18 protein-coding genes are annotated in these 25,889 nt (G+C 38.8%); 5 read left to right on the top strand and 13 right to left on the bottom strand.

From position 1 onward, the window contains the following. Nucleotides 1–8: 8 nt before the first annotated feature. Nucleotides 9–2,240 (top strand): DNA gyrase subunit A, encoded by a 2,232-nt coding sequence (locus CPRO_RS04690; RefSeq protein ID WP_066048431.1) that lies wholly within the window; start codon nucleotides 9–11, stop codon nucleotides 2,238–2,240. Nucleotides 2,241–2,382: 142 nt separating this feature from the next. Here the strand turns inward: CPRO_RS04690 and CPRO_RS04685 are convergent, their stop codons facing one another. The 3 genes from CPRO_RS04685 to CPRO_RS04675 form a co-directional block, all read right to left on the bottom strand. After that, nucleotides 2,383–3,855 (bottom strand): RDD family protein, encoded by a 1,473-nt coding sequence (locus CPRO_RS04685; protein ID WP_066048429.1) that lies wholly within the window; start codon nucleotides 3,853–3,855, stop codon nucleotides 2,383–2,385. Between the two features lie 496 nt (nucleotides 3,856–4,351). Continuing rightward, nucleotides 4,352–5,626 carry an L-cysteine desulfidase family protein gene (locus tag CPRO_RS04680; RefSeq protein WP_066048426.1) on the bottom strand — a complete coding sequence of 425 codons (1,275 nt, stop codon included), beginning with the start codon at nucleotides 5,624–5,626 and terminating at the stop codon, nucleotides 4,352–4,354. 390 nt (nucleotides 5,627–6,016) lie between these two features. Next, the gene (locus CPRO_RS04675) at nucleotides 6,017–7,441 is read right to left on the bottom strand and encodes a sigma 54-interacting transcriptional regulator (protein WP_066048425.1); all 1,425 of its coding nucleotides are present in this window, start codon (nucleotides 7,439–7,441) and stop codon (nucleotides 6,017–6,019) included. Nucleotides 7,442–7,685: 244 nt separating this feature from the next. Between CPRO_RS04675 and CPRO_RS04670 the strand changes: the two genes are divergently transcribed. Both CPRO_RS04670 and lipA read left to right on the top strand, forming a co-directional pair. Beyond that, complete coding sequence (locus tag CPRO_RS04670) at nucleotides 7,686–8,681, top strand: lipoate--protein ligase (protein ID WP_066048419.1); 996 nt, start codon at nucleotides 7,686–7,688, stop codon at nucleotides 8,679–8,681. Nucleotides 8,682–8,793: 112 nt separating this feature from the next. Next, entirely contained in the window at nucleotides 8,794–9,663 is an 870-nt protein-coding gene (gene lipA / locus CPRO_RS04665; RefSeq protein ID WP_072743402.1) for a lipoyl synthase, read from the top strand. 174 nt (nucleotides 9,664–9,837) lie between these two features. Here lipA and CPRO_RS04660 read toward each other — a convergent pair whose 3' ends face one another. From CPRO_RS04660 to CPRO_RS04635, 6 genes are all read right to left on the bottom strand, one after another. Next, nucleotides 9,838–11,175, bottom strand: a complete 1,338-nt coding sequence (locus tag CPRO_RS04660) for a TolC family protein (protein ID WP_066048412.1) — start codon at nucleotides 11,173–11,175, stop codon at nucleotides 9,838–9,840. A gap of 22 nt (nucleotides 11,176–11,197) precedes the next feature. Further along, nucleotides 11,198–12,403: an ABC transporter permease gene (locus tag CPRO_RS04655; RefSeq protein WP_066048409.1), complete on the bottom strand. Its 1,206-nt coding sequence runs from the start codon at nucleotides 12,401–12,403 to the stop codon at nucleotides 11,198–11,200. Next, nucleotides 12,400–13,602, bottom strand: a complete 1,203-nt coding sequence (locus CPRO_RS04650) for an ABC transporter permease (protein WP_066048406.1) — start codon at nucleotides 13,600–13,602, stop codon at nucleotides 12,400–12,402. Before CPRO_RS04650 ends, CPRO_RS04655 begins: the two co-directional genes overlap by 4 nt. Further along, nucleotides 13,599–14,498, bottom strand: a complete 900-nt coding sequence (locus CPRO_RS04645; RefSeq protein WP_066048402.1) for an HlyD family secretion protein — start codon at nucleotides 14,496–14,498, stop codon at nucleotides 13,599–13,601. Before CPRO_RS04645 ends, CPRO_RS04650 begins: the two co-directional genes overlap by 4 nt. Before the next feature lie 50 nt (nucleotides 14,499–14,548). Next, complete coding sequence (locus tag CPRO_RS04640; RefSeq protein ID WP_066048399.1) at nucleotides 14,549–15,187, bottom strand: TetR/AcrR family transcriptional regulator; 639 nt, start codon at nucleotides 15,185–15,187, stop codon at nucleotides 14,549–14,551. Between the two features lie 307 nt (nucleotides 15,188–15,494). Continuing rightward, the gene (locus tag CPRO_RS04635; protein WP_066048396.1) at nucleotides 15,495–18,236 is read right to left on the bottom strand and encodes a transporter substrate-binding domain-containing protein; all 2,742 of its coding nucleotides are present in this window, start codon (nucleotides 18,234–18,236) and stop codon (nucleotides 15,495–15,497) included. 481 nt (nucleotides 18,237–18,717) lie between these two features. Between CPRO_RS04635 and CPRO_RS04630 the strand changes: the two genes are divergently transcribed. Together CPRO_RS04630 and CPRO_RS04625 are read left to right on the top strand one after the other, a co-directional pair. Next, nucleotides 18,718–19,275, top strand: coding sequence for an N-acetylmuramoyl-L-alanine amidase family protein (locus CPRO_RS04630; protein ID WP_066048391.1), 558 nt, complete (start codon nucleotides 18,718–18,720; stop codon nucleotides 19,273–19,275). 249 nt (nucleotides 19,276–19,524) lie between these two features. After that, nucleotides 19,525–20,541, top strand: coding sequence for a hypothetical protein (locus tag CPRO_RS04625; RefSeq protein ID WP_082754224.1), 1,017 nt, complete (start codon nucleotides 19,525–19,527; stop codon nucleotides 20,539–20,541). A gap of 171 nt (nucleotides 20,542–20,712) precedes the next feature. Here CPRO_RS04625 and CPRO_RS04620 read toward each other — a convergent pair whose 3' ends face one another. The 4 genes from CPRO_RS04620 to ilvD all read right to left on the bottom strand — a co-directional run bounded on the left by CPRO_RS04620 (nucleotide 20,713) and on the right by ilvD (nucleotide 25,352). Next, entirely contained in the window at nucleotides 20,713–21,975 is a 1,263-nt protein-coding gene (locus CPRO_RS04620; protein ID WP_066048388.1) for a TRAP transporter large permease, read from the bottom strand. Continuing rightward, entirely contained in the window at nucleotides 21,972–22,466 is a 495-nt protein-coding gene (locus CPRO_RS04615) for a TRAP transporter small permease (RefSeq protein ID WP_066048385.1), read from the bottom strand. Before CPRO_RS04615 ends, CPRO_RS04620 begins: the two co-directional genes overlap by 4 nt. A gap of 31 nt (nucleotides 22,467–22,497) precedes the next feature. After that, entirely contained in the window at nucleotides 22,498–23,523 is a 1,026-nt protein-coding gene (locus tag CPRO_RS04610) for a TRAP transporter substrate-binding protein (protein ID WP_200777653.1), read from the bottom strand. 167 nt (nucleotides 23,524–23,690) lie between these two features. Next, nucleotides 23,691–25,352 carry a dihydroxy-acid dehydratase gene (gene ilvD, locus CPRO_RS04605; RefSeq protein WP_066048383.1) on the bottom strand — a complete coding sequence of 554 codons (1,662 nt, stop codon included), beginning with the start codon at nucleotides 25,350–25,352 and terminating at the stop codon, nucleotides 23,691–23,693. Nucleotides 25,353–25,889: the final 537 nt, after the last annotated feature.

The following is a 25,889-nucleotide window of genomic DNA, read 5'->3' as shown; positions in this document are numbered from 1 at the left end:
GTACCAAAATGGCAAAAAAGAAAACTACAAACACTGAAGCGAGTGAAATTTTTATACAAGAACAACCCATTACCCAAACTTTGGAATTAAACTATATGCCCTATGCCATGAGTGTCATTGTTTCCCGTGCAATTCCTGAAATTGATGGATTTAAGCCATCTCACCGGAAGCTTTTATATACCATGTATCTCATGAATTTATTAAAGGGGGATAGAACCAAATCCTCCAATGTAGTGGGTCAGACCATGAAATTAAATCCCCATGGAGACGGAGCAATTTACGAAACACTGGTACGTTTAACGGAAGGTAACGGTGCCCTTTTGGTACCTTTTGTAGATTCCAAAGGGAATTTCGGCAAGCAATATTCCAAAGATATGGCATATGCTGCCCCCCGTTATACAGAGGTTAAGCTCGGTGCAATTTGCATCGAAGTTTTTGGAGATATTGAAAAAAACACCGTAGACTTTGTGGATAATTACGATGGTACCATCAAAGAGCCCACTCTTTTACCCACAACCTTTCCTAATATTTTGGCTAACCCAAACCTAGGAATTGCCGTGGGTATGGCAAGCTCCATCTGCAGCTTTAATCTATCTGAGCTATGTGAAGCAACCATACAATATATTAAGGATGATACCATTAACCTTTGCGACCATCTTCCAGCTCCAGATTTCTCAACAGGGGGAGAACTCATTTATAACCGCAAAGATTTGGAACAAATTTATAAAACGGGTCGTGGCAGCTTTAAGCTAAGGGCAAAATACCGTTTTGACAAGAAAAATAGCTGTATCGAAGTTTATGAAATCCCCTATACCACTAACATTGAAAGCATTATAGACAAAATACTTGCGTTAGTGAAAAGCGGAAAAATAAGAGATATTACTGACATTCGGGATGAAACAGACTTGAATGGTCTAAAAATCACTTTAGACATAAAACGAAACACCAATCCCGAGCTTTTGATGCATAAACTTTTTACATTGACCCCCCTTTCGGACAGCTTTAGCTGCAATTTTAACATACTCATTCAAGGTAGACCAATGACCTTAGGTGTGGGAGATATTTTAAAATATTGGGTGGACTTTCGTATAGATTCGATTCGCCGTCAGCTTGCCTTTGATATCAATAAGAAGGAGGAAAAATACCATTTATTAATGGGTCTTTCCAAAATCCTCATGGATATTGACAAAGCAATTGCCATTATTCGTAATACAGAGCAAGAAAGCATGGTTGTTCCCAATTTAATGAGTGGGTTTGAAATTGACCACATCCAAGGGGAATATATAGCTGAAATTAAATTGAGAAATATCAATAAAGAATATATATTAAAACGTATTGAAGAATTGAAAACCTTAGCAGATGAAATTCAGGATCTAAAAGATACCTTAAAAAGCGATGGAAAAATTAAAGCTATCATTTGCAAACAGCTAAAAAACGTACAAAAAAAGTTTGGAAAACCCAGAAAAACAGAAATAGTGCAGGAAGACGCTGTTGTGACCATTACTAAGGACGACTTAATTGAAGATTACGGCATTCGTTTATTCCTGACGGAAGAGAACTATTTCAAAAAAATCCCCCTTGCTTCCTTACGCTCTGCGGGAGAACAAAAGCTAAAAGATGAGGATAAAATTCTTTATGAAATGGAAACCACAAACCGTAGCGAAATCCTATTTTTCTCTGACCGAAATAATGTTTATAAAATGAAGGCCAGTGATATTTCCGACACTAAAGCCAGTGTTTTGGGAGATTATTTGCCAAATCTTTTGGGTATGGAGGCAGAGGAACGTATCATTTATATGACTGTAACGATGGATTATTCGGGCTACGTGGTGTTCTTCTTTGAAAATGGAAAAGCTGCAAAAGTGCAGCTATCCGCTTATGCCACAAAAATGAACCGTCGCAAGCTGGTGAATGCTTATTCATCCCGTGCAAAACTGGTTTACATGGAAAAGCTGGAGGAAGATACAGATTTTGTTTTGATGCGTAATCGTGATAAGGCTACCCTGTTAAACACTGATATGATTCCCATCAATGCCTCAAAAAGTGCCTCTGGGATTCAGGTTTATACCTTAAAGAAAAACAGCGTAATTACTGCGGTAATCAAACCGGAAGCCTTTCTTTCCGAAGATATCGAATATTACCGCACTAAAAAAATACCCTCCACAGGACATTTCATTCAAGAAAAAGATAAGGCCGCCAACGGATTGCAAGAGCAGCTGCGCTTAGATGAAGAAAAGTAATCATCTGCATATAAATACTTGATTCGCCTATTTTAAGAGCATATTCAATCGTTTCTAGACGTTCTAAAGCGGTAATTTTCTAAACTTAATAGGAAACTACCGCTTTTTTTACTTCAATCTTTTATCACATCAATGAATTTATTTAATCACTTTCTTCTTTGTCCTTTGTAACAGCAAAATTCATTTTGTAATAGGCTTTCTGTCCGTCCTCTATGGGGGTAATATAATCATTACCTATGTACCCTATTTTTTCCACATTGCAGAAGTATCTGGTATCTCCGTAGGTGAAATTGAAATTATCAACATATTTCATTTTTGATAAAACAACATTTAGGGTATTAGGAAAAAATAATTTAACTTCCTTATCGGTACACCCAAAAGCCATGGCAATCAAATACTGCTGTGTTTTTTCCATATCTGTCCAATGATCTTTGTTTTCAACGCCATAAACAAAGGAGACTTCTTTCAAATTAGCATTTTCAATACTATAGTTAAACCTTGGCAGTTCCTCAGTTGGATCATATGCAAAATCTGTCCCAAAAGTACTAATATGTATCATATCTTTGTCAACTACTCTATCGGGATATTTATCTACCAACTGACCATTCTGATCCATATAAAACCTATCATTCACATCATAATATTTGCAGTAGTAGTTATAGTTTTCAGCAAACTGTTCAATGGTAATATCCCCACGATTAGGAGGTAATTGCTGTGCCCGTATCATTGCAAAAGCAATAAAAACCACCAGATAATTTAAAAGAATAAAAGATATCACTCGGTACCATTTCGTGTCCTTTATGGTATAAGAAACGTCTTCATCCCAAGGCTGAACCTCCTTTGCTTTACATAATTTATAACTTTTGTATAAGCGCACTAAATTATATATTGGAATCTCATAGCCTTGGCCCTTGCCAATCATTCCCCATGTACGGCGCAAACCGTCTTTATAGGATAAAGGACTTCCATCAGCTTTCTCTACCCTTAAACCAAATACCCACTTACCAAAGGTTGTGCCGAAACGGTTTAATAGCAAAGGCTCAATCAAAAGCATCATAACCACTGCAACTATCGTTTCAACGATTCGTACCACCCATCCTTCGTTCAATAAACTCACATGGAAAACAAAACCCAGAATTGCATCCAAAATCATTTGATAGATGGACAAATCCAGCCCCCTGGCAAAATACCTACGCCATGGTCGGAAAACCTGATTTCGATAATTTTGGCCATAAATGAGGATTTTCTCAGGTTCATGCTCGTAGGCTTTTAATCTCTCCAGATATTTTAGGGCATCAAAGCTTCTTAATTCCCCCTCTTCCTCCAGAATATCTTTGCAAATCTCCTTAGCCAAGCAGCCATCCTCCAGTCGCCACATCTGTCTTTGTAATAACAACTTTAGTGTAATTTCCTTACTTCGTAATTTAACAAAATCATCCTCAAAAACACCAATAATATCTAACAGCACCAACCTTTGAAGCATTTCTCCATCTGCCTCACTATATACTAGTGACCCATCTTCCAGCCTTCTTGGTGTAACCAAGTCGTTGCTCCGAAAACGCTCTATGGAGCTTAATTCCACACCATAAACTGCACGAATTTCTTCCTTCGTCATACATTTCCCCCTTTTATCACTTCCTTGTCTCTAATAGTTCTCTCATAACAGATGCCCCCAAAAAGCATTGGTTACAATAAGAACCTCCTTACTTAAATAGAAAATAAATACTACTAAAATGTATTATTTTTCCTGTAATAGTCTACCAATCAAAAGAAAAGACTGCAATGTTTTCTGTGAAATTTAAGACTATCGTAAGATATGAAAAAACTCCTTAAAAATAAGGAGTTTTTTCGGGGGATTTTATATTAAAAATAGCTGATTTCCTTATTTCCCCCTTTTGGCACGCCATTGTGCAAAACGGAGGGGGGTGTGAAGAAACAAAAACTCTAAATTAGCATTTCATAAAAAGATTTACGTTTAAAATATAGAGGTATCCTAAGAAGTATTATCTCCCATTTATAATAATTTTAAACGCACTTATTCTTTATAAATGATTTCTTAAATACTTTTAATGGTCTCTTAAAAAAGCTATATCAGAAATGACAATTACTCTTTATTTTGCCATCATAATTTCAATTACCTTCATATCAACATCTGCTAAACCTTCATGGGAAAGTCTAGCCAAATTTTTTGCTGTATCTTCCACTTTCTCACTTATAAACCCATCGGTTGCCTGAATAATGCTGTCATCCATAGCTAGCATTGCAGAGTAAACCGCCTCACCTGCGCAAACGGAAAGCTTTAAGGAGCATCCGCCCTTTGCGCCATCACAGAACATACCTGCAACGCCACCCATCATATTTTGTACTGCACCGGAAATCTGATTTAAATTGCCGCCCATCATATAAGTCATGCCTGCGGCACCACCTGACGCCGCTAAGGTAGCCCCGCAAATAGGGGATAGACGTCCAACATGATACTTCATATACATAATTACCAACATACCCAAAAACTCAGCTCTTAAAAGCGTCTCCTCAGGAATATTTCTATGCTTCGCAAAAATCGCCATGGGTAACATAGTCTCAATTCCTTGATTACCACTGCCCAAAAACGTCATAACTGAACCATTTCCGCCACTCATACGAAAATCACTGGCTGCTGCGGTAAGTTGCTTAATCTCTGTCAGCATATCATTGGCAATCAGACCTTTTCCTACTAAATTCTTCAATGCAGGCCCAACGCCGATGGCATACTTTTTCTGCATTCCAATTTCGGCTACTGCCAAATTCATATCAATGCCTTCTTTGATAAAAGCCAAATCCGCAACATCAATAGTATTCGCCCATTCATAAAAATCAGCAAAAGAATATTTTGTTATATCAAAGCCATTGGTTATGCTCTCTGATGCAGAGAGGGTCCGTTTATCTATAAGCACTTCGCCATTGATTTCTGAAAGAATCATATTGTCATGAGCCTTTTCTGTTATGGTATGTGCCCTTTCTTCATCATTGATTGCAAAACACTCAATATAAAACTCACTGCTTGGAAGAACCTTTACAGAAACAAATCCATCATTCACCAATTTTTTTGCCCGCTGAACTTGCTCAGGAAGGATTTCAGCAAAAATCTCCATAGTATTTCCCGGCTTACTCAGAACAAAACCCAAGGTACAGGAAAGCTCAATCCCATTGGTTCCCGCATTAGGAATTTGCACGCTATAAGCATTTTTGAAAATATTAGAACTAATAATCATATCTAAGTGAGTTGCAGGTTTTTTCAACATCTCACATGTTCTGGAAACCGCCAATCCAATTGCAACTGGTTCCGTACACCCCATACTTGGCTTCATCTCAGCCTTTATTTTATCCAATACTAGATTCATATCCATCGTTAATTCCTCCTTGAGTATTACAATTGTCTCTTCGTTACACCAATATATAGAGCAAAATAAATGCCAAAGGAAAATCCCCTATTTGCCTATACCGTTCCCTAGCATTTTTCTCAACATTGAGAAGGTCATTAAAACCAATTCATTTTTATTAAAAAAGCAACCGGATACTAAAAGAAGGATTTCTATTTAAGAATCAGATATTTTTTACTCACTTACATATTTAAATATAGAAACGTATTTCAATGGATTTATTTTTATCCTTTTGTTTCATACATAAAGAAAGCCCTTGCAATTCCACAAGATTGTGCTTTGCAAAAGGGCTCTTTGTTATTTGAATTACCTATGCTTTTACTTTCTCATTCCTGAGATGAATTCTCATAAATGAGATTAGAGTAGATTGTGTTTTTTTAATTTGCGATAGAGAGTGGCACGGCTGATTTGCAATGTTTCTGCCAACTTTTCCTTTTCCTCCACAGAGTCATCCTCCTTGATCAAATTAGAGAGCACTCGTTTTTCATATTCATCCATTATCTTATCCAAAGACCATGCATCATAGCCCTTTGTAGATCGCAATACAATATGGTCAGGCAAGTCGGAAAGCTGTACTTCTTCAGATTCCACGATGTTTGCTAAATACTCCATAATATTTTTTAATTCTCTAACATTTCCCGGCCAATTGTAGTTGACTAAAGTCTGCATTACTTCCCCTGTTACTCCTTGAACATGTTTGCTCAACTTTAGATTATAGTACTCAATATAGTGCTCCACCAATGGAGGAATATCCTCTTTTCTGGTGCGCAAAGGAGGTAACTCAATGGGGATTATATTCAAACGGTAATATAAATCCTCCCGAAAGGTTCCCTCTTGCACCATTTGTTCAATGTTTTTATTGGTTGCACAAATCACCCGAATATCAATGGGAATCTGTTTGTGTCCACCAATGCGCTCAAGCTTATTTTCTTGTAAAACCCGCAAAAGCTTGGTTTGCACATGGAGGGGCATATCTCCAATTTCATCCAAAAAGATCGTGCTTTTATCCGCCAGCTCAAATTTTCCGATTGCGCCCTTTTTCTTTGCACCGGTAAAGGCACCCTCTTCATAACCAAAAAGCTCACTTTCCACCAAGTTTTCAGGAATTGCCGCACAATTAATGGAAATCATAAGTTTGTCTCGTCTTTGGCTCAGTCCATGAATCATCTTTGCCATAATCTCCTTGCCTGTTCCGCTTTCACCACGCAAAAAAACAGTGGAACCCGATTTGGCAACCTTACAACCAATGGCAATGGCTTCTTGCATTTTCTGACTTTTCCCCACAAAAGACCATCCCTTTTTATCATCATGAACCACCTGTAACTGCTGCTCTAAGCGATCCCTTGCTTCAGCGGTATACAGCTTGCTTTCCAAAAGCATAGTCATATATTTTAAGAATTCCTCTAATTTTCCTCGATTTTTCAGCAGGCTCTCCCGCTGTCCTTCTTCAAAGGCAACAATGGAAATTACCCCTACTACAATCTCATCTTTGAAAATCGGATATGCTAAGTCAGCCAGTTCCTTACAGTATGCACGCTTTTCACAGCCAATACAACTGGGGTCCTCCGCCGCATTGGTAATAATTCCGTATTTCCCTGTTTTCAAAATCTCATGAAAAAATTTGGCATGGGCAATGGTGTTTCCCACTTCAAAAGCATAATTCCCCGTTCCCGCCACACGTATCAATTGGTTATCCACCACCGTTACATCACATTCTAAAATAGATGAAATTGCTTGGGCATAGGCTTGAATAAAGGTCTGAATTTTCATCAAAGCAGTCACATTGTTCACCTCTTTCTCTTTTCAGTATAGCGGAAAATTGCCCAAGACTCAATAAAAATGATTGTGCTTTCCCTTTGCGCTTTATCAAACCTACAAAAAAACAGCTTACTATTTTTCATTCTTCCTTTTCAAAAATCCACCTTTGTCATGCGGTAAATAGGTCTTTCAATTTTCCGGTCTTGCTAGCCACCTTCATATCTAGTATACTAAGATATGAACTTTACAAATGATAAGGAGGGCTCATATGATTTTTATTCAGCCAAAAGACACAGACGCTGCATACCATTTTGCAGCCGAGGAATTTTGCATGAGTTCCATGGGACAAACCCAAGATATTTTCATGCTATGGCAAACAGATCGCTGTGCGATGCTGGGCAGTAACCAAATTGCCCAAGACGAAATTGATTTTGACTTGGCAAAACAGCACAACGTACAAATCGTTCGACGTTCCAGCGGAGGGGGAACCATTTATACTGACAAAGGCACCCTGCTTTGCACCAGAATAACACCCTTTTCCTCAGGTGATGATGCTAAGGAGATTGGTCGTACCCAATTGGCAGAGCCCATTATCATGGCTTTGCAAAAAATGGGGATTCACGCAGAAATAAAAGGGAGAAACGATATGCTCCTAGAAGGCAAAAAAATTTCCGGTTTGGCGCAGCGTTTAGGGAAAAACTGCCTATGCAGTCATTGCTCCCTCTTATTTGATACGGATCTTTCCGTTCTGGAGAGCATTTTAACTGTGGATGAATCCAAGTTGAAAAACAAAGGAATTGCCTCGGTTCGCAGTCGTGTTACCAATATCCTCAATCATCTTTCAGAAAAATATGATACACAAACATTCAAAGCTCTTTTCAAAGAGGCTTTATCGGAAATTCTTCCCTTTGAATTGTATTCGTTTTCTCAAGAGGAGCTTGCTTCCATTGAAAAAATAAGAGAAGAAAAATTTGCAAATCCCCTTTGGACATACCGTACCAATCATAATTTTACCCATCATAGTGAAAAACGTTTACCCTTGGGTAAAGTTGAAGTTTATTACGAAGTCAAAGACAGCACCATTTCTTCCTGCTCCATCCGTGGTGATTTTCTTTCCATAAAACCGATCGATGAGTTGGAAAAACACTTGGCAGATACTGCTTTTGACAAGGAAGCGCTGATGACGCGATTAAATGAAATTGATTTGCTCCCTTATTTAGGAGGAATTGGCGCAGAAGAATTTTTGTCTATTTTATTTTCATAAAGATCAAATGATTCATTTAGATAATAAAACATAAGGAAATGTGATACAAACGGAGGATTCAGAAAAGGTATAGCAAAATTGGATTCCTCTAGTATATTCTAAAGTATCTAAATTGGAGGACAAATACATGAGAGAAAAACCAGATTGGTTAAAAAGAACGTTTAAAGATAATTCAAATTTAGGTTATGTTCGGGAAATGCTCACGGAGCTACATTTAAATACCATTTGTGATGCGGCAATGTGCCCCAATTATGTGGAATGCTTTTCAAAAAAAACAGCCACCTTCATGATTCTGGGGGTAAATTGTACTAGAAATTGCCGTTTTTGTAACGTAATCAATCAGGACCCCCAAAGAGTTGACCCTGATGAACCAAACAGAATCGCCCAAGCCGTATCAAAATTGGGTTTAAAATATGTGGTTATCACCTCTGTAACAAGAGATGATTTGCCCGATGGCGGGGCGGCTCACTTTGGTGCAACAATTCGTGCCATCCACGCATTAAATCCTCAAACGGCTGTTGAGGTTTTGATACCCGATTTTCAAGGAAATATAGATGCACTCAAACTTGTTACTGATGCGAACCCTGAAGTAATCAGCCACAACATGGAAACAGTACAATCTTTATATGATCAAGTCCGCCCTCAAGCAATTTATGGCAGATCCTTGAAGGTATTGAAATCAATCAAAGAACTGGCACCCCACATTCGTTCCAAAACAGGCATTATGCTGGGTCTTGGTGAGAAGGATTTGGAAGTTTATCAATTGATGGAGGATTTAAGAGGGGTTGGTTGTGAGTTTCTGACTATAGGTCAATATTTGGCCCCAAGCCCACTACATTATCCCGTTCAGGAATATATAACGCCTCAACAATTTGACCATTATGGGGAAATTGCAAAAGAGAAGGGCTTCACCTTTGTTGCCTCTGCTCCTTTCGTTCGCAGTTCTTACAATGCATCGGAAGCACTGGAGGCGGAAGCATAGTCTTTATGAATTAGTTCAACCCTATAGATATCTAACAGAAAAAATATTCTCAGATAAAGGCATTAAATATCTAAATAGTTTTTGGAGTAAAAAGCCGCTATTAAAAAACCTACAATGCAATGCATACTATTCTATGCAAAGCAATGTAGGTTTTTTGATTGTTCTCAAAATTAATTATCCGCTGATTCTTGCTTTATAATTACTATAGATATCCAAAGAGGTTCCTTTCATTAATAAGCGATATTCCTCCCAAGCCAAATCATAATCATAAGCTGCTTGCATGAGAGCCAAATCATTTTGTTCAAATTGAAGTTGTAATCCTTGAATCTCTACTGAAGAAATCAAACCCAATTTTGCAGATTTCTGCTGTTGTTCCCACTGAATTTTGGCTTTTTCAGTGGTATCTTTTTGAAGCTGATAAGCCGCTGCTGCTTTATTGATGCTATCCAACTTTTTCTTTAAATCATTGGCAATGTTGGTTTTCTGTGTTTCTACGGATACCTTGGCGATATCCATATCTACCTCATGTGCCTTAATTTGTCCCGAGTACAACGTAGAATCCTTGGTTTTCTTCTCAGCCTGTTGATAATCTCTTTGCAGGGTCCTCAACTGATAGTTATTGTCAGTCGCTTCCTTTAACAGCTCTTCGCTGTATTCAGGAGCATATTCTATCACTCTAGTTCGATCAGGTGCAATCACTTCTAGAGTATCATCTATGGGTCTACCCATCAAATCGTTTAACTGGCGCTTTATGAGTATCAAGCCATCCTTTGCATCTTGAATATCCTTACTATTTTGTTGTACGGTTAGCTTAGCCTGCTTTAAGTCTACATCAATGCTTAAGCCTAACGCCGCTTTTTTCTCTGTGATTTGGTAAACTCGTTCCAGCAATTGCTGTTTCTCCTCAAGAAGGCGAATGCCGCTTTCTATCTGCACAGTTTTTTCTACCAAAAGCTGAGAAACCAACAATGCTTGATTGTTCCAATCCTCTTGGGTCTTATTTAAGTCCTGCTTTTTATTTTTTAAATCCTGCTGTTGATCTTCCAATTCGTCTCTTTTGCTATCTGCAATGCTATCAGTCATATCCTCCATAGCACTGGCCATTTTTGCACTGCCTGAAAGCAAGCCACTGCTCACACCACCTAAAACCTGATCCGATGCAGGTGAAGTTGGAGAAATGACGCTGCCAATGGTGCCTTGCCCCTTTGCCGCAGCGTCACCCGCTGCTCGCCTTGCATGGGCCGCACTATCTTGCGCATCTTTTAAATCACTCAGACCATCATCAATGGCATCCAATCCCGCAAGAATTTTCTTATAATTCAGCGCCATGGTTGTTTTTATGCGATTGTTTTTTAAGACTTCTTTTTGAATTTGCTCTAAAGTCATAGGGCCTGTTACAGTTTCCTCCGCCTCAGTTGCCACTCTAACTTTTGCAAAAACCGGCGCTGTCATGCTAAAAGTCAGAATGCCTGCCAAGAGCAAAGCACCACCTTTTTGATATTTTTTATTCATAAATTTCGCTCTCCTTTATAAATCACTGTGCTACTGCCGGTAATTCATTTTTCTCCAAAGCTATCTCTAATTTTTCTTCTTTTTTCAGAATAACTTTTACTCTTATAAACCATATCAAACAACTCAAAATAAAACAAACACCACTGATACAGCCCAAAATAATCATTTCTTGATGTATCGCCTCAAACCCAGTTCCCATAAGTGCCATATCTCTATACCCCAAGGCAAAATGGGTTAAAGGAAATACTTTGGCCAGTTTTTGATAAAAACCGGTTAATGCCATTGTCGGCCACGTATAACCACTAAGCACCAATGATGGCGAGGTCAATACCAAGGGCAGAGAAGTTGCAAATACTGGGTTTGGCAATATAGAGGAAAAAAATTGTCCCATTGTAATAATCGCCAACACAAAAAGGGAGCTATATGCAAACCAAACATCCCGGCTTGCCTTCATGGGAATTCCGTATTTATTTATCATAAGCCAAGTGCAAGCCGCCCATGTTCCCATAGCAATGATATAATATACCACTGTTTTTGCAAATACTTGAATAATGGGATTCATGGCTCTTAGCTCCTTCAAATTCCCACTTTCCTTTTCACGAATCAAAGAAATTGCTGCAAAATAAATTAAAACTTGCTGTAGTGTTGCAATAATAAAGCCAAAAGATAAGAAATAGCCAAAATTATTTGTAGGATTATACCATTGACGGGTATAAAAGCCTACTGGATTCATTTTTGCTAAGGCATCATCCACAGTAGCTCCTTTTGCAACAAGGCTCTTAACTGCAATTTGTGCTGAAACAGTGCCCAAAACTTCAGAACCTCTTGCGTTTATGGTACTACCATAACTCATGTTTACAGCATTGGAACCAAGAAGCACCTGTGCCTGCCTGCCCTGCTGCAAATTCATGGTGAAATCTTCAGGAAAAATGAGACAGCCTACAATTTCTCCATTCTTCATGGCTGATTCCAACTGTTCTTCATTCTCATAATAGCCAACGATATCAAAATAGGGTGACTCACGAAAAGCTTCTACCACTTCTCTGGTCTTTGCACTATAGCTGTAATCAACAACACCCATTTTTAAATCCGAAAAGTATCCCTTTCCGTAGCAGCTACCACAAAGGCAGGTGACAAATATGGGAATGAATATCATGATAACCAAAGTACGAGGACGCTTCAGCAAATAAAGCCACTCTCTAAAAAACAAACGAAATGCAGATATCATGCTTCAACAACCTCCTTCCTTCCATGTTTTGGCTGTTGTCTTCTCTTTGCCAAATAAGCCTGAATCATAAAGGTAATTGCACTCAGAAGGAAAATACCCAATGCAAGATGCAACAGCATTTCTCTGCTATGGGCAACCGTGGTGGTTTCAAAACCCACCCCCATTAATACAATATCCCTTACAGGGGTAAGAAAGTGGGTTGTGGGTAAGTACTGTGCCGCCTTTACCCAAACATCGGGCATCTCACTATGAGGCCACGAAAAGCCCGATAAAATGAAAAAGGGGTATGTCAACGCCATAAGCCACTGAATGGCATGAATGGTATTTTTACAAATGGTTCCAAGCCATGCACCAAGCCCCAGCAAACAAAGAATGAAATAGCCACAAATTATCGCCAAATCCTCCCTGCTTCCCCGCATTGGAAAATGAAAGATTTTTATAATAGCATAATAGGTCAATAAAAGATTCCCGTAGCCCGTCACACCATAAAATATGAATTTGTTGATAAAATGGATCACGGTTTCTTTTGCTGTCATTTTTCCGGAAAGGATACCTTCCTTTTTTTCTTCAGCAAAGGCTGTTGCAACAGTCATTAAAAACAACTGATGAAAAATCATGCCCGTCAGGCCCAACCCCAAATAGGTTAAGTAGCTAAATTGAGGATTAAACCATGGACGTAACACCGTTGCAACAGGCATTACCTTTGCTGTACCGTCTGCAATACTGCTTCCCGTTGCCACAAAACTCTTGACTGCAATTTGAGAAGAAATGGTTTTTACTACCTGCATGATAGAAACCACAGCACTGTTGCCAATAATATTATTGGCACTATTCACGCCAATTAACACCTGTGCCTGCTGTCCCAGCTGTAAAGAGCGGGTATAATCCGTAGGAATTACGATGATGCCTAGAACTTCTCCTGATTCCATTAACCGTATCGCTTCATCCTGACTGGTAACCACATATGGAACATTAAAACGGTCAGATTGATCAAAGGCTTGAATTAAATCTCTTGTCTTTTGGGATGAATTTTCGTCCACTGCCGCCAAGGGAATGTTATTAACAATTTGATTGCTAAAGGCACCGCAAACCACAATACTTAAAGCCACTGGGGCAATCAAAAACATAAATAGCATTCGCTTGTCATTCCAAAGCATCTTGATTTCTCTGAAGAAGCCTGTGAAAAACAGCTTTATCATTGTGCCTCACCCACTTCATCCAGGTTAACGCTTACCAACATACCAGGGTAAAGCATGATATCGTCTTCCCCGGAGAGGGCAATTTTCACTTTATATGTAATAACATCCTGATCATTTAATTCATTGGTAGATTTCTTGATGGCAAAATCGGGATTCTTGCTTACATTCACAATTTTGCCATGGAAAACCTTATCCGGATAGGTCTTGCTTGTTAAAGGAACTGTCTGACCAATTGCAAGCTTGCCTACTTCATATTCATCCACATTGGCATTAATCCAACGGTCGTCATAATCCGTTAAGGTTACAATGGTTGTACCACTGCCTACCAATTCACCTACAGAAGAGGAAACCATGGTGACCGTTCCGTTGCAGGGCGCATATTGTGCGGTCTGGCTCAAGTTCAAGTTCACTTCTGAAATCACGCCCTGTGCCGCCTGATATTGAGAGGTTGCCGCTTGAACATCCAATTTTGCAGCCTCCAGCTGGGTTTTCAACTTATCCATGGTATCTTCTGCAACGGCCTCTAATTCAAACAGTTCCTGATACTTTGCATATTCTGTTTCCAAAAGACTAACATTTGCCTGAGCCTTTTCCATCACTGCCTTTGCAGCATTTAAGGTTCCGGTAGCTTGTGTCTGCTTTACCAAAATATCCCTTTGGTCAGAAGAAAACAGTAAGTCCCCTTTTGAAATTTCCTGTCCCTCAACAACAGGAATATTTGTTAGATACCCTGGGATCTTCGCACGGATATATACCTCCTTGCATTCAACGGTTCCTGTTACCACGTTGGGTTTCTCTTCTACTACAGTTGCATCTGCTTTAGCCGCTGTGCAGCCGCTTGTGAAGAAACATCCCGCTAATACTAAAGCAAGTAAAACTTTATTCTTGTTCTGCATATTTTCAAACTCCTTCTCTCACTCTGCTCATCAAAATATAATACTGAATTTTACTCAGGTAATAAAATATTAAAAATAGGTCGTATGATTAGCATTACAAAATCGGTCATTTCCTCTTTCGATATAGGCATTCCCTCTAGCAACCATTGCTTCATCATGCCCATGGCACCGGAAGCAATAAATTGATGAATATATCCTTCCTGCACAGGGTCAAACCTTACTCCTAACTCCTCCTTCACCTGTAATCCTTTTCGCTTCATAATCTCCGTCAGTTTCCTTGCAAAATGATCACTCCTAGGGTTTAGCAAAAGACAACGGCATAGCTTCTGATTATCCACAATAAAGCTGCATATGTGACCTACAATGGGATATTCCCATTCCTCCCCCTGCTTTATGGAGATTTTCTCTACCATCTGAGAGAAACTTGTTGCAATTTCATCTTCCAGCTCATCTAACAACTCAAACACATTGTTATAATGTAGATAAAACGTAGCTCTATTTAAATCCGCACGGCTGGTAATATCTTTTGCCGTAATCTCACCAAAAGGCATTTCACTCATTAAATCCACCAATGCATCACGCATCATTGTCTTTGTTCTTTTAATCCTTCGATCAATCTTTCCATTTTCCATGGTGTTCATCCTTTCCAACAGCCTTTCGCCTATCAAGCCCATCTCCTTTTCTACCATGTGTTTCCTGAATGGTATTATAACACTACAAAAAAAGATAATCAACAATTTTTGATTAATTAAAAATTTTTAATTTTACTAACATATTATATTTTATAAAGATATTTCTCGTCTTGTTTCGCCAAAAATATTGACGTTTTAACAAAATAGTTTCAACTGGTTTTTGAACGATATGCCACTTTTGAATCATATTTTTTATTAAAGAGCACATTTCTATCCCCAATTATGTAAAACCATATTTATATAGTTCAACTCTTGATGCAAACAAAAAGCCATTGGCATATTTTAAACCAATGGCTAATTTTATTTAACTCGATTTCATTTTCATTACTTCTTCTAGGGTATCAAAAAGCTCCATGGCATCTACGGGCTTTGAAAGGTGGGCATCCATCCCCACCTCAAGACTTAGATTGATATCCTCCTGAAAAGCATTTGCACTCATTGCAATAATGGGAACTTTTATAGCATCCTCCCGCTCCAACGATCGAATTATAGCCACTGCTTCAAGACCATTTAACAAAGGCATCCTTACATCCATTAAAATTGCATCGTAATAACCTATGGGAGAATTCTTAAACAAGTTGGTTGCTACCTGCCCATTTTCTCCATGCTCCACAATGAATCCTCGTTTTTGCAAAAGGGCAATTACTATCTGGGCATTCACAGGATGATCCTCGCACAGCAAAATTCTTTTACCACCTGAAAAAGATTCACGCTGAGAGACCTTTTCCTGACAATGAAGCTCAGAGGCAGCCTCCCATCGCTGGGTTTCTATTTTTACAATAAACTCTGTACCCCCTCCCGGCTGGCTATTACACTGAATGGTTCCTCCCATTAAATCCACCAATTGCCTCACAATTGCCAAGCCTAAACCTGTTCCGGATTCTAAAAAAGGAATCCTATCCTCTTCCTGCTCGAAAGGTTCAAACATTCTCTTTTGGAACTCGGCACTCATACCAATTCCGGTATCACGTATGATAAATAACACCATGATTTTATTTTCTTCTAAATCCGTCGCCTCAATGATAAAACTGACATTACCTCCCGGCGGTGTAAATTTCATTGCATTATTGATAAGATTAATAAATATCTGTTGAAGACGCAGTTCATCAAACATCACTGCCTGTTTATAATCGGTATTCATCTGTGTCTGGAAATAAATCCCTTTTTCCATTGCCCTTTCACGTATGATTATTTCTATCTCATTTAAAAAATCACTAAAATAACAGGGCTTAGGATGCAATCTCATCTTATTGTTCTCAAGTACACTCATATCCAGAGTATCATTAATTAGTCTAAGCAAATAATGACTGGTCTGATTGATATTTTCATGATATCCTCTGGATTTTTCCAAATCTTCACTTGACAATCCCAAAGAGGAAAGCCCAATAATTGCATTGATTGGTGTACGCATATCATGACTCACATGAGACAGAAACTCGGATTTTGCTTTATTTGTCATTTGTAAAATTTCGTTTTCTCGATTTTTGTGCTTGTACAAAACATAAACAATAAGGAACGCCGTTAAAATAAACCCTATAATTGTCAATAAGCTTACAAAATGAACAGGATTGGTATACATCATGTCAAAAAAACTGCTTTGTTGGGGATGGTTTAAGTGTGTGCGAATGATTTCCCTAAGCTCTTCTTGAGAAATCGTTGCCAAGCCTTTACTAATGATGGAATATAAAAGTGGATCCGTATTCTTTGAAATGCCTACACTCAGCTGCTGAGAAAGACCCTGTACCGTACGAAACTGCAATAACCTGTATTTTGGAATTGTTAAATAGTACTCCGCTTCATATGTATTCACATAAGTACAATCCGCCAAGCCATCCTTCACAGCTTCCATACATTCCTCCACAGTATCATAGGTGTCAATCACTGCTTCTCGGGGAAGTACCTTTTGCACAATTTCTGAAATATAAAAGCCCTTGGGAAGGGCAACACGGTGTATCGTTTTTTTTATATCTTTATATACCCCAAGATAATCAACACTAAGATAAGGTTGAGTGATGTATACATCATTTTTATCTGCCCATTGATAGCAATAGGTAATGGAAGACAAAACATCATACTCGCCACTGCTAAACAACTCTGTTTTCGTTTTTTGCTTATCTACACTGGTATATTGAAAATTAATGCCCACAGCTTCTGATACTTTCTCAAGAACATCAATGGCAATTCCATGAGGTGTACCGTCCTTTTGTGTGAATTCATAGGGTTCCCATACCGAATCATACAATACCTGCATAGTTGGGTGTTCTGCCAAATAAGCAGACTCCTCTTTTGATAAAACTGCCATCTGTCCGCTGGAAAAATCAAAATATTTATTATATAGATCATTATCAAAGTTGGGTGAAGTAATTTTAATCTTTTCAAGGGAATAATTCAACCCGTCTAAAACCTTCTTATTTCCTTTTGTCGTTGCATAAAATACATCATTTGTATCAAATTTTGCAATTGCTCGATACTCCTGAGAATTCTGATTGCTCCGAATCAGCATTGCGTCCACTTCTCCTCGGGACATTGCATCAAGCATCTCTTTCTGATTGTCATAAACAATGGTATTTACGGTGAAGTTTTTTTTCTTACAATAATCCTGCAAGCCTTCGTTTCTCACAAAACCTTTCTGTAGACCTACCGTGATTCCATTAAAAGCGGCATAATCCTCATAAGCAAGGGTGCGATTTTGCTTCCCCGTTACCAAAATAGACATACAAACACCCGAAGAAAGATCCGGAAAATCAAACATTTCCTCTCGCTCCGGTGTTTTAAGCATAACGCCCACAATGTCTATCTCTCCATTTTTCAGTAATTCCAAGCACTCACTGTATGTGGTTGTCTTAACAAACTCATACTCCCAACCCGTATATTGAGAAATTGCTTGAAGATAGTCATAGCTATAGCCTGATATGCTTCCATCTTTCTCAATATTTTGAAAATAAGGGGATTCATAAAACCCAACCCGAATTTTTTTCTGCTTTTCCTCACCTGAAATAGGAACAATATAACAAATAAAAAGGGTTATAGAAATTAAAATCGTCATGAAACTTTTCCCTATGAGTTTCACATGCACGCCCCCATTCCCATAAATCGTTTTCAATATCTGCAATTGGTTTGCAGAGCCTTGACTAAGCCTAAATTCCCCCAATATTAATCAAAGCAACATTTTAATAAAGAATAATATAACCATATTATTCTATTTATTTACAAAAATCAACCATTTATAAAATGCAATGCATAACTCCACAAACCAGCATAAATCCTTCATGATTCCTGATTATTTCTTTCGTTTTTAAAAGTGATTCTATTCTCCCAAATAGGTGTTAAATCTGTTTTTCTAATGTCCACTCCTTTTATTTTTCTTCCTTTTCTTCCGAATTACTTCTGTCTTGGTAATTGTAAAACAAAAGCTTGTATCGACCTGTCTCTTTTTGATCACACCTGTACTATTTTCCTTTTTTATTCACTATCACTCACCTTAGCAATATTATGTAATATATAAATCTGATTAGGGTGGTGGTTCTATGGCAATTAAAATATATATAGATCAAGGACATAGCCGTTCCGTAAATCAAGGAGCAGTGGGTTTCGGCTTATATGAGCAGGATGTTGTTTGGCAAGTAGGCATGTATCTGGCTGATCTGTTAAATAATACGCCCGGGTATGAGGCTAGGGTTTCCCGTCCAACAATTGACACATCTTTGGGCTATAATAATTCTACCAGTCTTGCCGCTAGAGTTGCAGATGCAACCGCATGGGGGGCAGATTATTTCATCAGCATTCACGCCAACGCTTCAACCAATCCCAGCTATAATGGCAGTGAAGTTTATATCTACAGTGAGCTCTCACAGTCATATCCTCTGGCTCAGTCCATATTAAATCAAATTGTGGCAGAGCTGGGCACAAAAAACAATGGCATCTTTATTAGACCTTCCCTATACGTTTTACGAAGAAGCCCCATGCCTTCTCTTTTGGTGGAGCTGGCATATATTACAAATGCAGAGGATGCAGAAAAACTACGCAACAATCAATTTGATTTTGCCCAGGCAATCTACGATGGAATTCGTATTGAACTTGGTTAACCTTGTTAGATATATCTCATTCCCTATCAATATTTCCGTTTTGATTGACCATTATCAAAAATTCAACACATCACTTTCTAGCAATAATCGCAGCCCTGTGGTTATTGCTTTTTCTATTCTTTTCTCTATTATGATTGCTGTATTTATGCGTTTGAAACAAACCCATTCCTGAAAACAGCTAAATAGTACTATATTGTTGCAGGGTTTGAATATAATTAAGGTAAAATGCTAAAAAGGGAATGAATAAGATTGAAAAATTGGCTACCTCCTACCATTAAGCTTGCACTACGAAAAAAAAGAATCCCTATATTCATCTTCATAGTCTGCGCAGTTCTGTCCTGCGTTTTATCATTTCATAAAAAACATGAAACGGCAATCATGGTCATGGGTGGTTTGTTGGAAGCCCAATGTATTAATTGCGAAGAATTCTTAGAAAGCAATGCAGTCGATTTTGAAACCTACTTTCGACCTTCCAAATTGCCCGTTTTAAATAACAAAATATTGTCCCAAGAATTTCTGAATGAAAATTATGATAAGAAACCGGAAGAAATCTCTTTGCCTGCTTCACTGACAGATAGTCCGGATAATACAATTTTAAACTATTTCAGTATCTTGCGTGACGCAGCCAACCCTGTGGTGGGAAGATCAGCAGGCTGTGGTACAATCGGCGATGCCATGGCGCCTTATCCAATTTCTTATCAACTTCTTTCTGCTCCATTTCAAAAGAATTTACCCTATAGCGACTATGTAAAAACCTATGAAAATATATTGCATATCAATTTAATCAAATATCATCAGGTGCCTATGGAAGCTCCTCAAGAAAACATGGTTCGGTATTTTGTGGAGATTGAAACCATAGAAGGAAGTGCAAAAGATACAGGGGTTTTTGCCTATTATTACGGCTTTATTGATTTAGAAAAGGAGGAAAACCAATATAAAATTAGTGACATTCATTATTTTGGAGAAAACTTTTTATGCGCACCCTATCATGGATGGCAGTGGGAAGCAGAAGGAAATGTTCAAATACGATATGGTGAATGGTGTAAATTGATCAAAGGAGACATCAGAAAATCTCAAAAGGATTATACAATTCGAATTGAATTTGATGGTACCGATGGATATCAATACTGTATTGTATTTTTCCAATTAACAAACGGCACTGATTTAGAGGTTGCCCAATACCGAAAAATTTCCGGCGGTTCTTGGCGCCCAATTTTCATTGATTTGGAGGAGTGCTTAGAAAACAACAAAAAAACATTACAATAAGTTGTGCATCCTTTTCAAAATCAAAATCTTTCTTTCAATTTAGAACCAATAAATATAGTAGTCTAAAATTAATCAAAAATAACAATCTGTAAAACAAAAGCCCTGACATGGTAGGCAACCATAATCAGGGCTTTATAATTTGAACATATTTTTTTATAATATATGAAAATACTAGAAAATGACGCCTGGTATGAAAACAGGAACATACACAATTAAGAAGAAAATGGCAATCAAGCCAAACAAATACGGAAGTACAGCCTTGGCAATTCGCTCGATTGGCATACCGGTAATGCTGGATGCCACAAAGAGATTGATTGCAACGGGGGGAGTAACCATACCAATGGCAATACCCACAGTAAACAGTATGCCAAAATGAATCAGGTTTACATCCAATGCCTTCATCAAAGGCAAAAACACGGGTGTTAAAATAATAACTGCCGATGATGTTTCCATAAATACGCCTGCAACCAAAACAATCACAGAGACCAAAAACAGAATTACGAATTTATTGCTGGAGACAGACAATACTGCTGTGGCAATGGATTCCGGTATTTTCCAGTTGGCCAAAACCCAGCCAAAAACACCACTGCATCCGATAATAATCATAATGATTGCCGAAGTTTTTACACTCCCCACCATGATTTTATACAAGGACTGCAAAGTTAAATCCTTATAAACAAATGCAGAAACAATCAGTGCGTACACAACAGCAACTACCGCCGCTTCCGAAGGAGTAAAATATCCTGAGAAAATACCACCCAAAATAATTAGAGGCATCAATAAACCCCAGATAGATCTTTTTAAGGTTGCCAAAACATTTCTAAAAGAAAAAGGTGTTCCCTTTGGATAATCAAACTTGTATGCCTGCCATAATGAAATGACGATGAGCACAAGACCCATTAAAACACCGGGTAAAAAGCCATTCTGAAACAGCTTCGTTACGCTCTGCTCCGCAACCACAGCATACAAAACCATAGGCACTGAAGGAGGGATTACAACACCAATTGTTCCCGCAGAGGCAATTAAAGCCGCAGAAGATTCTGCATGATAACCCCTATCCTTTAATTCAGGAATTAAGGTTGCACCAACTGCTGCAGTGGTGGCGGCACCGGAACCTGAAATTGCGGCAAAAAACATACCTGCAACAACAGAAACAATGGAAAGGCCTCCTCGAATGCCACCTACCAAAGATTCAGCAAAAGCAACCAAACGCTTGCTGATTGCCCCGCTTGCCAATAAATCACCTGCAAAGATAAAAAAGGGAATTGCAATCAGAGAAAAGGAATCGGAAGCTGCAAACATTCTTTGAACAACCACCAGCCTGTCAACCCCACCGGCAAAAAGAACTGCCACAGCCGCCAGACCAATAGAAAATGCAACCGGCACTCCAATGATTAAGCATAGAATAAATACTCCAAACAACACAATGCTCATGATTCTTCTCCCTCCTTCCCAAATATTTCACCTAAAATTGCATCAATTACATGAAATTCCATAATGCCACAACCCAAAGGGATGGCTAAATACATGAATTTCATTGGAATATGTAAAGACGCTGATTTTTGTATACCCATCATCCCCATATAACGAATGCCGTGGTAAATTGCAAGGGCAAAAAAGAATCCGCACAAAATGTGAACCAAAATTTTTGCAAATTTTTTCAACCCTTGAGGCAATAAGCCCTGAACAAACAAAACTGCAATATTGCTTCCTGATTTATAAACACAACCCGCCCCAAGCAGGGAGGTCCAAATCAAAAAATATCTGGCAAGCTCTTCGCTCCAAGAGATTGCTGTAAAAAATACACGGCAAATGATTTGAACAGATGTAGTTACTACCATTGCGCCCAGAAGGGCTACACAAATTGTCAAACACACTTTGTTAATGGCATCGCTTAGTTTTCTAAAAAATGTTATGACTGACATAAGTAGCCCTCCCTTAACTTAAGCAAATTAATTATTTGCTTAATACATCTTGAATCTGCGCAATTAAATCTGAATACTTGGAGCCATATTTATCATAAGTAGGCTGTACCGCGGTTTTAAAGGATTCAATATCAGGATTTTCAACTACTTCTACGCCGTTTGCTTTAATATCCTCCAGCTGGCTTGCTTCGTTATCTGCAACCCACTGACGTTCATATTCAGCAGCTTCCTGTGCAGCTTCCTTGAATGCAACCTGCACATCCTCAGGCAATGCATTAAATTTCTGCAAGCTCATTGTAATAATTGCAGATGCATAAGCATGACGAGTCATGGTTAAATATTTCTGAGATTCCCATAATTTGAAGGAATGAATAACGTTAACAGGATTTTCCTGACCATCAATGGTATGCTGCTGTAAAGCTGTCAAAGCCTCGGACCATGCCATTGGCACCGCATTTACACCCAAGGAACCAAAAGTGGAAATGTAAACCTCATTTTCCATAACACGAATCTTCAATCCGTTTACGTCTGCGGCAGATGTTACAGGCTTAACATTATTTGTCAAGTTTCTGAAACCTCTTTCTGCATAAGCTAAGCCTTTCAGGTTTGCACCTTCAAACTTGTCCAGCAAGCCCTGACCTACTTCACCGTCTAAAACCTTATAGGCAGAAGCATTGTCTGGGAATAAGAACGGCATGTCCAATACACCCATTTCAGGAATGAAGTTTACGAAAGGTCCACTGGTGATAATGCCCATATCCAAAGTGCCCATCTGCATGCCTTCCAGCATGGTTCTTTCATCGCCCAAAGAACCATTGGGATAAATTTCGATTGCGTATGCCCCATTTGTTTTTTCTGCAACCAACTCTTTGAATTTTTCCGCTGCAACTTGAAAGCTGTCTTGTTCATTTACTGTTGTACCAAGCTTTATCACAACAGGCTCTGCTGATGCAGCACCGCTTCCCTCTGCTGCAGGTTTAGCGGAATTACCGCCACAGGCGGTCAAAGATACAACAAGTGCGGTTGTCATGGCAACCATTGACATAAAGCGTTTCATACGATTTCCCCTTCCTAGCTAAAAAATTATTTTGACTGAAGCCCTAATCTGCTTTGTAAACTCTATGGTTTCTTTATCAAAAGCCACAAAATATTAAAAAGCTTAGAGCCTGAAACCCCAACTGATAACCCTCTAAAAGAGGCTTTCCTGATAACATCTAGATTAAATTATTTGAATATAGCCCCTGTATTCGCACTGGTTACCAGCTCTCTGTATCTTCTCAAATAACCATCAGGCACTTCTTTCAAAACCGGCTTAAATTCGCTTCTTCTTCTTTCGATTTCCTCGTCAGCAACCTTAAGCTCCAGTTTATTATTGAGCATATCAATACTAATAACATCGCCATCTTGAATTAAGCCAATGACACCCCCTGCTGCTGCCTCGGGAGAAACATGACCAATGGAGGCACCCTTTGAGGCACCGGAAAATCTGCCATCAGTAATCAATGCCACGCTATTATCCAAACCTTTTCCAGCCAACGAAGCTGTGGGGGCAAGCATTTCTCTCATACCCGGGCCGCCCTTTGGGCCTTCATAACGAATGACTACAACATCACCTGCAACAACCTTGTCACTTAAGATTGCCTCAATGGATTCCTCTTCGCTGTTAAATACCTTTGCAGGACCTTCATGCACCAACATTTCGGGCAGTACCGCACCCTTCTTAACAACTGCTCCGTCAGGGGCAATATTTCCCCATAAAATTGCCAAGCCGCCATCAGGAGAATAAGCGGTTTCTTTGGAGCGTATTACATTGGCATCTAGAACTCTTGCCTTTTCAATATTTTCCTTCACCGTTTTCCCTGTACAGGTTATTACATCTGTATCAAACAAACCGTACTCAGCCAATTCCTGAATAACGGCACTAATGCCTCCTGCATAATCCAAATCCACCAAACAATCTGAACCCGCCGGACTTAACTTTACAAGATGAGGTGTTTCCTTGCTGATTTTATTGATTTCTTCAAAATCAACTTTTAAACCAGCTGCATGGGCAATCGCAGGTAAGTGAAGAATTGTATTTGTTGAACAACCCAAAGCCATATCCGCATGCAAAGCGTTCCTTAAGGTTTTCTCGGTTACAATATCTTTCGGGCAAATATTCTTATCCAACAGCTCCATAATCTTCATGCCTGCTTCCTTTGCCAAGCGAATTCTTGCGGCACTGATGGCAGGAATGGTTCCGTTTCCGGGTAATCCTAAACCAACAACCTCTGTCATGCAGTTCATGGAGTTTGCGGTAAACATACCCGCGCAAGAACCACACCCGGGACAAGCATTATTTTCAACATCATCTAAAACTTCCTGGGTAATCCCCTCTTTGCCAATGGCACCAACCACTTCAAAGGCATTGGAGAGGGTGATTTGTTTGCCGTCTACCGTTCTACCGGGCATCATAGGGCCGCCACTGACAAAAATACTGGGCACATTCAGTCTCAGCGCTGCCATAAGCATACCGGGCACGATTTTATCGCAATTGGGAATAAAAACCAATGCATCAAAGGGATGTGCCATTGCCATAATTTCTACAGAATCTGCAATATGTTCTCTGCTGATGAGAGAATACTTCATGCCACTATGTCCCATAGCAATCCCGTCGCAAACGCCGATTGCAGGAAATACAAAAGGGGTTCCCCCCGCAATGCGGATACCGGCCTGTACCGCCTCTGCAATTTTATCTAAGTGAACATGCCCCGGAATAATATCATTTTTGGCACAAACAACACCAATCATTGGTCTTCTGATTTCCTCATCAGTAAGCCCAAGTGCTTTAAACAAAGACCTGTGGGGAATCTTAGTTGACCCCGTTTTCATTGCATCACTTCTCATATTACACTCCTCCTTTATGTTTAAAAATAAACACAGCCTCACTTTAGATTACATTTCACCAACCAAATTGGTCAGACATCTTTTCTTGTTATGAAAAATTATATGCATTTTATTTCAATTGTCAATAAAAAATTTACCCATTTTTCAAATTTGTGCAAACATGCATAGACATCTACAGAAAAGCAATGCTATAATTGGTCATACAACTTTATTATAAATTTTTTTATGAGCGAACTCTGTTGCCTTGTTAAGGTACCGTTTGAAATTCCTATACGTATTTGCTATAATTACGAAAAGCCATTAAAATGTTTCACTAAAAGCGACGTATAATGCGTTTTATCATTACTGCATTGCGAAGAATGAAAAATACTTCTTGCCGAAATTTTGGGGTGAATTGCCTTGGAGAAATAATCAACATTCTCAAGAAAAGTGAAATGCTATTGAGAAACAGTTAAAGAGATTAGGATAAATGAACAGTGTTTAAAATAACATAAATTAACCCAGCGAATGGAAATTCCAAAATTGTAATGCTGTTTC

The sequence above is a fragment of the Anaerotignum propionicum DSM 1682 genome (assembly GCF_001561955.1).
In the GTDB taxonomy this organism is placed as follows: domain Bacteria; phylum Bacillota; class Clostridia; order Lachnospirales; family Anaerotignaceae; genus Chakrabartyella; species Chakrabartyella propionicum.
This window is presented reverse-complemented; position numbering and strand designations above follow the sequence as displayed.